This is a genomic window from Streptomyces sp. NPDC060198 (assembly GCF_042728415.1).
Taxonomy (GTDB): domain Bacteria; phylum Actinomycetota; class Actinomycetes; order Streptomycetales; family Streptomycetaceae; genus Streptomyces.
Map to the genome: position 1 here is coordinate 1 of NZ_JBHWZJ010000036.1, position 13,228 is coordinate 13,228.

At 72.9% G+C, this 13,228-nt stretch carries 15 protein-coding genes; 2 read left to right on the forward strand and 13 right to left on the reverse strand.

The genetic code is table 11. The features are described 5' to 3' along the window. Positions 1-57: 57 nt before the first annotated feature. The 3 genes from groL to ACFWEP_RS07905 form a co-directional block, all read right to left on the reverse strand. The gene (groL, locus tag ACFWEP_RS07895) at positions 58-1,680 is read right to left on the reverse strand and encodes a chaperonin GroEL (RefSeq protein WP_387367287.1); all 1,623 of its coding nucleotides are present in this window, start codon (positions 1,678-1,680) and stop codon (positions 58-60) included. Between the two features lie 98 nt (positions 1,681-1,778). Further along, on the reverse strand, positions 1,779-2,087 hold the full coding sequence (gene groES, locus ACFWEP_RS07900) for a co-chaperone GroES (RefSeq protein WP_028439209.1): 309 nt from the start codon (positions 2,085-2,087) through the stop codon (positions 1,779-1,781). Positions 2,088-2,450: 363 nt separating this feature from the next. Beyond that, complete coding sequence (locus ACFWEP_RS07905; RefSeq protein WP_387367290.1) at positions 2,451-3,407, reverse strand: polysaccharide deacetylase family protein; 957 nt, start codon at positions 3,405-3,407, stop codon at positions 2,451-2,453. 137 nt (positions 3,408-3,544) lie between these two features. On the opposite strand from ACFWEP_RS07905, the gene ACFWEP_RS07910 reads away from it, so the two are divergent. Then, entirely contained in the window at positions 3,545-4,780 is a 1,236-nt protein-coding gene (locus tag ACFWEP_RS07910; protein WP_387367293.1) for a methyltransferase domain-containing protein, read from the forward strand. Between the two features lie 14 nt (positions 4,781-4,794). Here the strand turns inward: ACFWEP_RS07910 and ACFWEP_RS07915 are convergent, their stop codons facing one another. From ACFWEP_RS07915 to tsaB, 6 genes are all read right to left on the reverse strand, one after another. Then, a complete protein-coding gene (locus ACFWEP_RS07915; RefSeq protein ID WP_387367296.1) occupies positions 4,795-5,436 on the reverse strand; it encodes a hypothetical protein in 642 nt (213 codons plus the stop codon). A 407-nt stretch (positions 5,437-5,843) separates the two neighbouring features. Further along, positions 5,844-6,308: a VOC family protein gene (locus tag ACFWEP_RS07920; RefSeq protein WP_387367299.1), complete on the reverse strand. Its 465-nt coding sequence runs from the start codon at positions 6,306-6,308 to the stop codon at positions 5,844-5,846. Positions 6,309-6,457: 149 nt separating this feature from the next. Then, positions 6,458-6,727, reverse strand: a complete 270-nt coding sequence (locus tag ACFWEP_RS07925; RefSeq protein ID WP_387367302.1) for a hypothetical protein — start codon at positions 6,725-6,727, stop codon at positions 6,458-6,460. Beyond that, positions 6,724-7,827 (reverse strand): tRNA (adenosine(37)-N6)-threonylcarbamoyltransferase complex transferase subunit TsaD, encoded by a 1,104-nt coding sequence (tsaD, locus tag ACFWEP_RS07930; RefSeq protein WP_387367369.1) that lies wholly within the window; start codon positions 7,825-7,827, stop codon positions 6,724-6,726. The genes ACFWEP_RS07925 and tsaD overlap by 4 nt, the downstream gene beginning before the upstream one ends. A gap of 5 nt (positions 7,828-7,832) precedes the next feature. Further along, the gene (rimI, locus tag ACFWEP_RS07935; protein WP_387367372.1) at positions 7,833-8,294 is read right to left on the reverse strand and encodes a ribosomal protein S18-alanine N-acetyltransferase; all 462 of its coding nucleotides are present in this window, start codon (positions 8,292-8,294) and stop codon (positions 7,833-7,835) included. Between the two features lie 44 nt (positions 8,295-8,338). Beyond that, the gene (gene tsaB, locus ACFWEP_RS07940) at positions 8,339-8,986 is read right to left on the reverse strand and encodes a tRNA (adenosine(37)-N6)-threonylcarbamoyltransferase complex dimerization subunit type 1 TsaB (RefSeq protein WP_387367375.1); all 648 of its coding nucleotides are present in this window, start codon (positions 8,984-8,986) and stop codon (positions 8,339-8,341) included. 204 nt (positions 8,987-9,190) lie between these two features. On the opposite strand from tsaB, the gene ACFWEP_RS07945 reads away from it, so the two are divergent. Then, on the forward strand, positions 9,191-9,730 hold the full coding sequence (locus tag ACFWEP_RS07945; protein WP_387367378.1) for a hypothetical protein: 540 nt from the start codon (positions 9,191-9,193) through the stop codon (positions 9,728-9,730). Positions 9,731-9,754: 24 nt separating this feature from the next. Here ACFWEP_RS07945 and ACFWEP_RS07950 read toward each other — a convergent pair whose 3' ends face one another. The 4 genes from ACFWEP_RS07950 to alr form a co-directional block, all read right to left on the reverse strand. Next, positions 9,755-10,000: a hypothetical protein gene (locus tag ACFWEP_RS07950; protein WP_387367305.1), complete on the reverse strand. Its 246-nt coding sequence runs from the start codon at positions 9,998-10,000 to the stop codon at positions 9,755-9,757. A 258-nt stretch (positions 10,001-10,258) separates the two neighbouring features. After that, a complete protein-coding gene (tsaE, locus tag ACFWEP_RS07955) occupies positions 10,259-10,801 on the reverse strand; it encodes a tRNA (adenosine(37)-N6)-threonylcarbamoyltransferase complex ATPase subunit type 1 TsaE (RefSeq protein ID WP_387367308.1) in 543 nt (180 codons plus the stop codon). Beyond that, positions 10,770-12,014 (reverse strand): alpha/beta fold hydrolase, encoded by a 1,245-nt coding sequence (locus ACFWEP_RS07960; RefSeq protein ID WP_387367311.1) that lies wholly within the window; start codon positions 12,012-12,014, stop codon positions 10,770-10,772. Before ACFWEP_RS07960 ends, tsaE begins: the two co-directional genes overlap by 32 nt. A 66-nt stretch (positions 12,015-12,080) precedes the next feature. Beyond that, entirely contained in the window at positions 12,081-13,220 is a 1,140-nt protein-coding gene (gene alr / locus ACFWEP_RS07965; protein ID WP_387367314.1) for an alanine racemase, read from the reverse strand. Positions 13,221-13,228 lie beyond the last annotated feature (8 nt).

Below are 13,228 nucleotides of genomic sequence, written 5' to 3' on the forward strand. Positions count from 1 at the left end.
CGGGGGCACCGGCCTCGTGCCGCTCACCGGCCCGGGGACCGGTGAGCGGGAGCCGTACTAGTGGGAGTGACCGTGGCCGTGACCGGCCTCGGCCTCTTCCTCGGCCGGCTTCTCGACGACCAGGGTCTCGGTCGTGAGCAGCAGCGACGCGATGGACGCGGCGTTCTCCAGGGCGGAGCGGGTGACCTTGACCGGGTCGATGACGCCGGCCTTGATCAGGTCGCCGTACTCGCCGGTGGCGGCGTTGAAGCCCTGGCCCTTGTCGAGCTCGGAGACCTTCGAGGTGATGACGTAACCCTCGAGGCCGGCGTTCTCGGCGATCCAGCGCAGCGGCTCGACGGCGGCGCGGCGCACGACCGCGACACCGGTGGCCTCGTCGCCGGTCTTGCCGAGGTTGCCCTCCAGGACCTTGACGGCGTGGACGAGGGAAGAGCCACCACCGGAGACGATGCCCTCCTCGACCGCGGCGCGGGTCGCGGAGATGGCGTCCTCCAGACGGTGCTTCTTCTCCTTGAGCTCGACCTCGGTGGCGGCACCGACACGGATCACGCACACGCCGCCGGCCAGCTTCGCGAGGCGCTCCTGGAGCTTCTCGCGGTCCCAGTCGGAGTCCGTGTTCTCGATCTCGGCCTTGATCTGGTTGACGCGGCCCTTGACGTCAGCGGCGTCGCCGCCACCGTCGACGATGGTCGTGTCGTCCTTGGAGACGGTCACGCGGCGGGCGGTGCCCAGCACGTCCAGACCGGCCTGGTCGAGCTTGAGGCCGACCTCCTCGGCGATGACGGTCGCACCCGTGAGGGTGGCGATGTCGCCGAGCATGGCCTTGCGGCGGTCGCCGAAGCCCGGGGCCTTCACCGCGACGGCGTTGAAGGTGCCACGGATCTTGTTGACGACGAGGGTGGAGAGCGCCTCGCCCTCGACGTCCTCGGCGATGATCAGCAGGGGCTTGGAGCCGCCGGCCTGGATGACCTTCTCCAGCAGCGGGAGCAGCTCCTGGATCGAGCCGATCTTGCCCTGGTGGATCAGGATGTACGGGTCGTCGAGGACGGCCTCCATACGCTCCTGGTCGGTCACCATGTACGGGGACAGGTAGCCCTTGTCGAAGGCCATGCCCTCGGTGAACTCGAGGTCCAGGCCGAAGGTGTTGGACTCCTCGACGGTGATGACACCGTCCTTGCCGACCTTGTCCATCGCGTCCGCGATGAGCTCGCCGACCTGCGGGTCCTGCGCGGACAGCGCGGCCACGGCGGCGATGTCGGACTTGTCCTCGATCGGGCGGGCGGTCGCGAGGAGCTCCTCGGACACGGCCTTGACCGCGGCGTCGATGCCCTTCTTCAGGGAGGCCGGGGAGGCGCCCGCGGCGACGTTGCGCAGACCCTCGCGGACGAGCGCCTGGGCGAGCACGGTGGCGGTGGTGGTGCCGTCACCGGCGACGTCGTTGGTCTTGGTGGCGACCTCCTTCACCAGCTGGGCACCGAGGTTCTCGAACGGGTCGTCGAGCTCGACCTCGCGCGCGATGGTGACACCGTCGTTGGTGATGGTGGGCGCGCCGAACTTCTTGTCGATGACGACGTTGCGGCCCTTGGGGCCGATCGTCACCTTGACCGTGTCGGCAAGCTTGTTGACGCCGCGCTCAAGGGCGCGACGGGCGTCCTCGTCGAACTTCAGAATCTTCGCCATGGGCTGTTTTCCCTCTCGAACGAACTGCGCCCCTCGCCACCCGGCTAGTTATTTCGCAGGGGGCCAGGGGCGCAGAACACACAGCAAATGTGGGTGAATTACTTCTCGATGATCGCGAGGACGTCGCGCGCCGAGAGGACGAGGTACTCCTCGCCGTTGTACTTCACCTCGGTGCCGCCGTACTTGCTGTACAGGACGACATCGCCGGTCTTGACGTCGAGCGGAAGGCGCTCGCCGTTCTCGAAGCGGCCCGGGCCCACGGCCAGGACGACGCCCTCCTGGGGCTTCTCCTTGGCGGTGTCCGGAATGACCAGGCCGGAAGCCGTGGTCTGCTCGGCGTCGAGCGGCTGGACCACAATGCGGTCCTCGAGCGGCTTGATCGCAACCTTGGAGCTGGTGGTCGACACGATCCGGTCTCCCCCTTCGGAGATCTCACGGGGTTTAACAGTCTGGGTCGGCGACCGGGCCGGATCCGTCGTCGCGGGTGCCGGACCTGCCCTGTCGCACGGTACTGCTGGCACTCTCCAGGGGGGAGTGCCAGCACCGAGACTATGACTGCGATTAGCACTCGGTCAAGCGGAGTGCCAATTGAGTACCCGCGCGTGGCGTCGGCCGCCCCCCGGGGCGGGCCGTCCGGGGGGACGTGTGCCCGGGTTCCTCGCGGGGGTGCGCGCCCTGACGACGCGCAGGCCCGGTGCCGGCGGGGAGCCTCCGGGCGCCCGTGAAGACGGCGCGGGGGCGGCAGGCGCCGCCGCGGTCCCGCCCGGGGGTCAGACGTAGTCCTCCAGCCGGGCGACCGCGTACCCCTTGTCCGTGATGACCTTCATGACGTTGCGGACCATGTCGGTCATGGTCCCCTTCCACTGCTCGCGCCCCTGGAAGTGGGTGAGGACGATGTCGCCGGGGTGCAGGTCCCGGTCCCACTCCCGCCAGTCCATGTGGTCGGGGAACGCCTCCTCCGCCCAGAGCGGCACGGCCTTGATCCCGCAGGACTTGGCGACGACGAGGGTGTCGCGGTTGTAGTTGCCGTACGGCGGCCGGAGCAGCACCGGTCGCTTGCCGAAGTGCTTCTCGATCCTGTCCTGCTGGTCGCAGATCTCCTTCTTCTGCTGTGCGTAGGAGAGGCCGGGCAGGTAGGGGTGGGTGAGGGTGTGGTTGTTGAGCGTGACCCCCTTCTCCTGCATCCGGGCGAAGTAGCCGTAGTCCTCGCTCGCGAGGTAGTCGCTGAGGAAGGCGCTGTACGGGATCTTCAGCTCGTCCATCATCCGCAGGAATTGGGGGTCCTTCTCGGCCCCGTCGTCGATGGTGAGGAAGACGATCCGCTCGTCGGTGGGGACGGTCGTGAACACCTGCGGCAGGTCCTCGCCGTCGTCGACCTCGAACCCCTCGCGGCTGGTGATCCGCGGCTTCTCGGCGGGCGGCGCCGGGGCGGCCAGCGGGACGTCCGCCAGCCCCCACTTCCTGGCGACCGCGACCCGCTGCGCCTGGCGTCGCTTCAGCCGCTCCGCGTAGGAGAGGAGGGCGCTGACCGGGGCGGCCTGCGGAGCCGCTCCGGCCGCCGCCCGGCCGCCCGCGCCCGCCGCGCCCTGGCGGGAGTGGTGGCCGGCGCCCGGGGAGCCCTGGCCGCATCCGGAGGCGAGAGCGGCGCCTAGCAGGGCCACGAGGGCGACCGTGCCGGATCTGCCCCGCTTCGCCGTTCTTTTTTCTTTTTGTCGTACTAGTTGCATGGCGCCGCATCCTGCCAGCCCTCCCCCGGCGCCCCGACCCGACACCGCCGGGCGTCCGGCGGCGTCCCCCGCCTGGCGCACAGCCCGTGGGGCGGGGCAGGCGGCCCGGAACGGCCCGCGCCTGCCGCTGGCCCACAATGGGACGGGTGAACGCTCCTCTCCCCGCCGTCGACGGCCCCGCCGACCCGCTCGCCTCCTTCGCCGCCCTGCGTACGCCCGAAGGCGCCGCCCTCCTGGACGGACTGCGGGACCACGACCCGGCGCGCGAGCTGGCCACCGCCACCCGGCTGCGCCGCGACCACGCCCCCGACCTGGTCTCGGCCGCGCTGGGACAGGCCCGGCTGCGGCAGCGGGCGGTGGCGAAGTTCGGCGCCGATGACGCGTACCGGATGTACTTCACGCCCAACGGCGTCGAGCAGGCCACCCGCACCTCGGTCGCCACCTACCGCGCCGGACGGTTCGCCGCGCTCGGCGGGGTGCGCCGGGTGGCGGACCTGTGCTGCGGCATCGGTGGTGACGCGATCGCGCTGGCCCGTGCCGGCATCGCGGTGCTCGCGGTCGACCGCGACCCGCTCACCGCGGAGGTGGCCCGCGCCAACGCCGAGGCCCTCGGCCTGTCCGGCCTGATCGAGGTCCGGTGCGCCGACGTGACCGACATCGACACCTCCCCGTACGACGCCGTCTTCGTCGACCCCGCCCGGCGCGGCGGACGCGGCCGGATCTTCGACCCTGAGGCGTACTCGCCCCCGCTGTCCTGGGCGACCGCCGCCGCACTGAAGGCCCCGCGCGCGGCACTGAAGATCGCACCGGGCATCCCGCACGAGGCGATCGGCCCGGAGGCCGAGGCCGAGTGGATCTCGGACGGCGGGGACGTGAAGGAGGCGGTGCTCTGGTACGGCGAGGGCTTCGAGGCCGGTTCCTACCGGGCGACCCTGCTGCCGTCCGGGGCCACCCTCGCCACCCGCTCCCCGCTGCCGGCCCCGCCGGTCGGGCCGGTCGGCCGCTACCTGTACGAGCCGGACGGCGCGGTGATCCGGGCCAGCCTGGTCGCCGACGTCGTGGCCCGGTGCGGCGGGCGGCTGATCGACGAGACGATCGCCTACGTCACCAGCGACCGGCCGTACGCCTCCCCGTACACCTCCGCGTACGAGATCACCGACCAGCTCCCCTTCAACATGAAGCGGCTGAAGGCGCTGCTGCGGGAACGGGAGGTGGGGGTGCTGACGGTGAAGAAGCGCGGCTCGGCGGTGGAACCGGAGGAGGTCCGCCGCCGGATGAAGCTCGCGGGGCCGAACTCCGCGACGGTCCTGCTGACCCGGGTCGCCGGGGCCCCGACCATGCTGATCGGCCGCCCGGTCCGGCCGGACGCCTGAGCGCTCCGCCCGGGTCAGGCGGCGGGCCCGGCCGCCGCCGGGCCACCGAGTGCGCGCAGCACCCAGCGGCGATGGGAGACCGCGGTGACCGCGCAGGTCAGGCCGGTGATCCAGGCGCAGAGGCCGACACCCATGCCCAGGATCACCACGCCGTAGGTGTCCTCGCCCGGCGCGGCCGACGCCGGGACGGCCACGCAGGTGAACAGGCCGGCGGCGCACAGGGCGTAGGACAGCAGCAGCCAGGCGAGCCCGAGGCCGGGCACCCGCAGCGGCCGGTCCCCGTCCGGGTCGCGGTCGAGCGTCCCCCAACCGGCGAGCAGCGTCCGGACCTTGCGTGCGCGTGCGACGCCGAGCCCGAAGAACGCGGCCGCCGGCACGAACAGGGCGATGCCCACGAAGAGCAGGACGATCGCGAACAGGTCGCTGATCGGATCGAGGGACTCCTCGTAGGAGGCGATCCCCGCGCCGACGGACGCCCAGCCGAGAGCGGCCACTGCGCCCCAGGTCAGGACGAGGGCGAGCCGTCCGCCGCCGACGTGCAGACGCACCAGTTCGCCGAGGACCGCGGCCCGGTCGGCGAGCAGCGAGGAGCGGTCGGGCCAGGAGCGGATCTCCACGGGTGGCGGGGGTGGCGGCAGCACGGCACGGGACGACATGGCGCCGACCCTACCGAGCCGGCACAGGACCCGCCGCGGAACCCCGCGCGCGACCGCTCGACGTCCGGTTTCCGGTACGCGGCAAAGAGGCCCATGAACCCAACCGCGTCCCGATACAGTGCCGTTCGTTCATTCCGAGGCACACGGTCGACCGGGAAAAACCAAAGCCATGGGCCGACAACAGCATGACGCGGACGGGGTGTTGCAGCCCCGGGGGGAGAACGACCGGCGCACGGTGGCCGGTTATCGGCTGACGGCGAGACTCGCTTTCGGCGGCATGGGCGAGGTCCACCTCTCGCACACCCCGGGCGCCGTCCGGTGGCCGTCAAGGTGATCCCGCCCGACCTCGCAGGGAACCGCGAGTTCCGGCGGCGCTTCCACCAGGAGTCGCCGCCGGGGTACCACCCTCAGGCGTTGAGCAGCGTCTGGACGTCGAGCTTGACCATGCCCATCATCGCCTTCATGGCGCGGTCGGCGCGGTCCCGGTCGGGTCCGCCGAGGATCTCGGGGAGCGCGCGCGGCACGATCTGCCAGGAGAGGCCGTACCTGTCCTTGAGCCAGCCGCACTGGCTCTCCTCACCGCCCTCGGTGAGGGCGGCCCAGAAGTGGTCCACCTCGGCCTGGTCCGCGCAGTCCACGGAGAGCGAGAGCGCCTCGGTGAAGTGGAACGCCGGCCCGCCGTTGAGGCCCAGGTACTCCTGGCCTGCCAGGAGGAAGCGGACGGTCATCACGGTGCCGGTCTCGGCCGGGCCGGCGTCCGGGTAGCGGGCGGTCTCCAGGACGCGCGAGTCGCCGCCGAACACGGAGACGTAGAAGTCGGCGGCCTCGGCGGCCCGGCCGTCGAACCAGAGACAGGGGGTGATCTTCTGCATGGTCTTCTCCTCCACGAGGTCCCGCCGGGCCCGGACCCGGTCACCGGCCCGGGGCTCTGGAAGGTAGACCCGGACCGGCCCCGGAACTCATCGGACACGCGGGCCCACCGCCCGTACGGCGGCGCGCGGGCCCGGGAAGGAGCCCGTCGTCAGGAGTCGACCGGCCCCAGCGACTCGAAGCGCCAGCGGTGCACCGCGCGGGTGATCAGCCGCTCGTCGGGCTCGGGAAGCTCCGGCAGCTGGTCGCCGTACTCCCTCGGCCACCAGGTGATCACCAGGACCCGGTCCTGCGGGGCGCGCAGCAGCTCGGTGCGCAGCGGGGTGCGGGCGAGTTCGCCGGCGCGGGCGCGGGCCCACTCCAGCAGTTCCGTACCCCGCCCGTCGGTGGCGCGGGCCTCCCACATCAGGGCGACGGTCATGAGTACAGGTTGTCCTTGCTGACCTCGTGCACGTGGTCGTGGGTGTGGCCGTGCTGTGCGCCGGGGACGTGCGGGTCGGTCACCGGCAGCGAGGAGTCGGCGGAGAGCTCCCAGTCGGAGGCGGGCCGGTTGCGGGCGACCATCTCGGCGCCGAGCGCGGCGACCATCGCGCCGTTGTCGGTGCAGAGTCCGGGGCGGGGTACCCGGAGCCGGATTCCGGCGCGCTCGCAGCGCTCCTGGGCCAGTGCGCGGAGCCGGGAGTTGGCCGCGACGCCGCCGCCGATCATCAGGTGGTCGACGCCCTCGTCCTTGCAGGCGCGGACGGCCTTGCGGGTGAGCACGTCCACCACGGCTTCCTGGAAGGACGCCGCCACGTCGCGTACCGGCACCTCCTCGCCGGCCGCGCGCTTCGCCTCGATCCAGCGGGCGACGGAGGTCTTGAGCCCGGAGAAGGAGAAGTCGTACGCGGGGTCGCGGGAGCCGGACAGGCCGCGCGGGAAGGCGATGGCCTTGGGGTCGCCCTCGCGGGCGAGGCGGTCGATGACCGGGCCACCGGGGAAGCCGAGGTCCAGCACGCGGGCGATCTTGTCGAAGGCCTCGCCCGCCGCGTCGTCGATGGTGGCGCCGAGCGGCCGTACGTCGCTGGTGATGTCGGGGGCGAGGAGCAGCGAGGAGTGGCCGCCGCTGACCAGCAGGGCCATGGTCGGCTCGGGCAGCGGGCCGTGCTCCAGCTGGTCGACGCAGATGTGCGAGGCGAGGTGGTTCACGCCGTAGAGCGGCTTGCCGAGGGCGTACGCGTACGCCTTGGCGGCCGAGACGCCGACGAGCAGCGCTCCGGCGAGGCCGGGTCCCGCGGTGACGGCGATGCCGTCCAGGTCGCGGGCGCTGACGCCGGCTTCCTTCAGGGCGCGCTCGATGGTGGGGACCATCGCCTCCAGGTGAGCGCGGGAGGCGATCTCCGGGACGACTCCGCCGAAGCGGGCGTGGGTGTCCACGCTGGACGCGACGGCGTCGGCGAGGAGGGTGGTGCCGCGCACGATGCCGACGCCGGTCTCGTCGCAGGAGGTCTCGATGCCGAGAACGAGCGGTTCGTCAGCCATTGCCATCAGCCATTCTCTGTTCCTTGTACGTGGAGGCGCATGACGAGTGCGTCGATGTTGCCCGGCTGGTAGTAGCCGCGCCGGAAGCCGATCGGCTCGAAGCCGAAGCGTTCGTAGAGCTTCTGGGCGCGGGTGTTGTCGACCCGGACTTCGAGCAGCACGGTCGCGCATTCGAAGGCGGTGGCGTGCTTCAGCAGGTCGGTGAGGAGCTCCGAGCCGAGGCCGCCGCCCCAGTGGTCGCGGGTGACGCCGATGGTCTGCACGTCGGCGAGGTCGCCGGCGGCGGCGAGGCCGGCGTAGCCGACGATCCGCCCGGTGGCGGGTTCCTCGGCGACGACGTAGCGCCGGGTGGCGTGCGGGCCCCGGGCGTGGGCGAGTTCGGACCAGAACATCCCGGCCGACCAGGCGTCGTCGGGGAAGAGCTCGTGTTCGAGTTCCAGCACCGGTTCGATGTCCCACCAGCGCATCTCACGCAGTCCGGCGGTCGGGACGGGCGCCTCGGTCGCTCCGGTCACTTCGGGGTGACCACCTTGTAGTTCTTCGGGACCTGCGCGTCGGGCCTGCGGAGGTAGAGCGGCTGCGGGTCGAGCAGCTTCTCGCCCGCGGCCAGGCGTTCGGCGGCGAGGGCGGCGAGCGCCCCGGCCGAGACGTGCTCGGGTCCGCGGGCGTCCGGGAAGGAGTCGGGGTAGAGCACCGCTCCGGCGCCGACGACGGGCAGCCCGGCCAGTTCCCCGGCGATGTCGGCGGGCCGGTCGACGGAGGGCCCGCCGGTCCGGGTGCGGGGGTCCTCGTACCGTGCCCAGTAGACCTCCTTGCGGCGGGCGTCCGTGGCGACGGCGAAGGGTCCGGTGATCCCGGCCTCCTCGGCGGCGTACGCGAGTCCGTCCAGGGTGCAGAGACCGTGCACGGGGACGGAGAGCGCGGAGGCGAACGTCGCGGCGGTCACCAGGCCGACGCGCAGCCCGGTGTAGGGGCCGGGGCCGACGCCCACGACGATGCCGGTGACGGCGTCGAGGGTGGTTCCGGCCTCGGCGAGGACGCGGTCGACGGTGGGGAGCAGCAGCTCCCCGTGGCGTCGGGCGTCCACCTGGCCGGACTCCGCTACGACGGAGGTGCCGTCGTGGAGGGCGACGGTGACGGCGGGGGTGGCGGTATCCATGGCGAGCAAGAGCACGCAAACAGCCTACGGCTCCCCCGGCCGAGGCAGCGCGCCCGTACGTCGTCCCGGTGGGCCCCGTGGCTGCTGCTACCGTCACCCGGGATACACGAGTACGACGTAAACCTTGTACGACATGCGACAAGTGGCATGCGGCGGACCGTATGCGAAAGGGGAGCTCAGGTGGCAAGGGGCAGCTCGGGAATCGTGGCCGGGCTCACTGCGGCGGCCGTCGCCGCGGTCGCATTCCTCGCTTACCAGGCATCGGCGAACGCCCCCGATTCGGTGGCCGACGTCTCGGCGAGCGCCTCCGCGCCCGCGTCCGCGAAGAAGCCCGCGACGAAGCCCGTGCCCACCGTCGACCCGCTCGCGGTTCCGGCCGGTTCCGGGACCGGTCTGCGGGTCGTGTACGCCCTCAAGGACAGGCGGGTGTGGCTGGTCGGCGAGGACGGCGAGGCAGCGCGGACGTTCAAGGTGGTGCCGAGCAGCGTCAGCCCCGCGCCGGGCTCGTACGCGGTCTACTCCCGCACCGGCACGGTGACCGGCTCGGACGGTGTGCCGATCGAGCACGTGGTGCGGTTCGCCGAGGTGGACGAGACCGTGATCGGCTTCAGCGCGGCGCAGGACGGCTCGCTGCCGACCCCGGACCCGACGCTGAAGACCGGCGGGGTGCGGATGACGCGGAAGGACGCCGACGCGCTGTGGTCGTTCGCCACGGTCAGCGTGAAGGTCGTCGTCGTCCGCTGAGGGCCGCCCCCGCGCCGTGGGTGATCAGGCCGCTTCGCGCTGTGCGGGCGGCCTGATTCCGTGCACCGTGGCGGCGGTGTCGGTGTCGTCCTCGTTCGCCGCGTCACCGTGCGCGTCGCCGTCCTCCGTCGCGCGGGCGGCGTCCGCCGCCTCCGTGGGAGTGGCCGGCGGGGTCGACACCGCGCTGGCCGCCGCACACGACGCGAGCAGGACCTTCATCGGCACCCCGGAGGGGGACGGGTACCGGACTTCTCGCTCGGGCGTCGGCATGGATGCCTCCTGGGCTCCACTGGAGGAGTAGTTAGGTATACCTAACCAGTTCGCCACCCCATAGCACCACGGGCGGGGCGGTCTGTGCAACATTTTACCGACGCCTTGTCGGAAACCACCCGCGAATACGTCCGCGGGATGCCCGGCACGGCCGGGTACGCCCTCGCCGCGCACCCGGCCGCACATGCGCCCGCGGGGCGCCTCCCCCTGGGAAGGCGCCCCGCGACGATGCTTCCGGCTCCCGCCGTCGATCGGTCCTCAGCCGGTCGTGCCGCCGATCCGGGTCCGCAGGTCCGCCCAGCGCGCCCCGACCCCCGCGAGAGTCACCTCGCGCCGCTCGTCGTCGGTGTCGCCGGTGGCGCGGTCGATGACCACGTGGAGCCGGTCGTCGGAGAGCTCCTCGACCTTGCCGTCGCCCCACTCCACGACCACCACCGAGTCGGGCAGCGACACGTCGAGGTCCAGGTCCTCCATCTCGTCGAGCCCGCCGCCCAGGCGGTAGGCGTCGACGTGGACCAGGGCGGGGCCGTCGCCCAGCGGGGGGTGGACCCGGGCGATCACGAAGGTGGGGGACGTGACGGCGCCCCGCACCCCGAGTCCCTCGCCGAGGCCCCGGGTCAGGGTCGTCTTCCCGGCGCCGAGTTCGCCGGTGAGCATCACCAGGTCGCCGGGGGCCAGCAGCCGGGCCAGTTCGCGGCCCAGCTCCGTCATCTGTTCGGGTGACTCGACGGCGATGCGTACGGTGACGGCGTCCGGGGCCGCCGCGGTCTCAGCGGCCGGGCCGTTGTGCGGTGCTTCCATGTCCGCCCACGTTAGTCGGAGCGGGTACGGCTCCGATCCGCACCAGCAGGTCCGCGAGCCGGTCGGTCACCGTCTCGGGGTGCTCCAGCATCACCAGATGGCCCGCGTCCGGCACGATGACCAGCTCCGCGTCGGGCAGCACGTCGGCGATGGCCTCGCTGTGCGGGCTGGGGGTGACCAGGTCCTTCTCGCCCGCCAGGATCAGCACCGGCATGTCCCGGAAGACGGGCAGCGCCGCGCTCTTGTCGTGCTCCGTGAACGCCGGGTAGAACTCGGCGACCACGTCGATGGGGGTCGCCTCGATGAGCCGCTCCGCGAACCGGGCGACCGCCGGGTCCACGTCACGCGAGCCGAAGGAGTAGCGCTTGATCAGGCTCGCGAAGAGGTCCGCGGTGGCCCGGCGCCCCCGTTCCACCAGCTCCGTCTGCGTGCCGAGCGCCTTCAGCACCCCGGGGAGCACCCGGCGCACCGCGTTGACGCCCGCGACCGGCAGCCCGAAGCTGACCTCGCCGAGCCGGCCGCTGGACGTGCCGACGAACGCGGCGGCGGCGACCCGGTCGCGGATCAGGGCCGGGTACTGGTCGGCGAGCGCCATCATCGTCATGCCGCCCATCGAGTGCCCGACCAGCACCAGGCGCCCCTCCGGGGCCGCCGCGTCGATGACCGCTTTCAGGTCCCGGCCCAGCTGGTCGATGGTGACCGGCACCCCGTCCGCCTGGGACCGGCCGCGCGCCGACCGGCCGTGGCTGCGCTGGTCCCAGTGGACCGTGCGGACCAGCCCGCGCAGCGCCGCGCGCTGGAAGTGCCAGGAGTCCTGGGCGAGGCAGTAGCCGTGGCTGAAGACGACGGTGACGGGTCCGGGCGTCTTGCGGCCGAAGAGGCGGCGCTTGCGCGGACCGGTGCCGCCGGCGTTCGGGCCTGCGGCCGGCTCGACCTCGTCGGTCTCGTAGTACAGCGCGGTGCCGTCGTCGGCGACCGCCTGGCCGGGGGTGCCGCGCAGGGCTCCGTACGGCCCGGAGGCGTCCAGGGCGAGGCGCGCCCTCTTGCGCATGCCCCGGCCGACCGTGAGCCGTTCGACGGCCACCCCGGCCGCCGCACCCGCGGCGAGCACTCCTATGGCGGCCCCGGCGACCGAGGCCCTGCGCCATCCGCCCGCCGCGGCGGTCGCCGCCGCCACCACGTCTCCCGCGGCCCCCGCGCTGCTGTCGCTCACCGTGCCCGCTCCTCGTCCGTGGTCGTGGTCCGTGCTCGTCGGTGGTGCCGTACGCCGTGGCTGCCGCTACTCGCCGACGTGTACCCGGGGCACCCGGGTACCGATCCTGGTGACGATCTCGTACGCGATGGTGTCCGCCGCCACCGCCCAGTCCTCGGCGGTCGGCTCGCCCCGGTCGCCCGGCCCGAAGAGCACCGCCTCGGCGCCCGGCTCGGTGCGGTCGCCCTCCAGGTCCACGACGAACTGGTCCATCGCGACGCGCCCGGCGACGGTCCGCACCCGGCCCGCGACCAAGACCGGGCCGCGGCCCGACGCGTGGCGCGGGATGCCGTCGGCGTACCCGAGCGGCACCAGGGCGAGGGTGGTCTCGGCCGGGGTCGTGTAGTGGTGGCCGTAGCTGATGCCGTGTCCGGCGGGGACCTGCTTGACCAGCGCGACGGAGGCGGCGAGCGTCATCACCGGGCGCAGCCCGAAGTCGGCGGGGGTGCCGATCTCGGGGCTGGGCGAGATGCCGTACATCGCGATCCCGGTGCGCACCAGGTCGAAGTGGGACTCCGGCAGGGTCAGGGTGGCCGGGGAGTTGGCGATGTGCCGGACCTCGGGCTCCACTCCGGCCTTCTCGGCGTACGCCACCATGTCGCGGAAGACCGTGAGCTGGGCGGCGATCGAGGGGTGGCCCGGTTCGTCGGCGCAGGCGAAGTGGGACCAGAGGCCGGTGACGCGGACGGCCCCCGACGCCTCGGCGGCACGGGCCTCGGAGACCAGCTCGGGCCAGTCGGCGGGCTGGCAGCCGTTGCGGCCGAGCCCGGTGTCGGCCTTGAGGTGGATACGGGCCGTCCGGCCGGCCTCCGCGGCGGCGGCGACGACCTCGCGCAGCGCCCACAGCCCGCTGACGGAGACGTCGATGTCCGCCTCGACCGCTTCGCGCCAGGGGCCGCCCGGCGTCCACAGCCAGCACATGACCCGGCCGCCGAGCCCGGCGGCCCGCAGCGCGAGGGCCTCCTGCGGGGTGGCGGTGCCGAGCCAGGTCGCTCCGGCTTCGAGTGCGGCGCGGGCGCAGGGCACGGCTCCGTGGCCGTAGGCGTCGGACTTCACCACGGCCATGAGTTGGGCCCCGCCCGCCCGCGCGCGCAGCTCGCGCACGTTGGCGCGGAGTGCGGCGAGGTCGATCTCGGCCCGGGCTCTCAAGGACGCTTTCTCGTTCATCGCGGCCC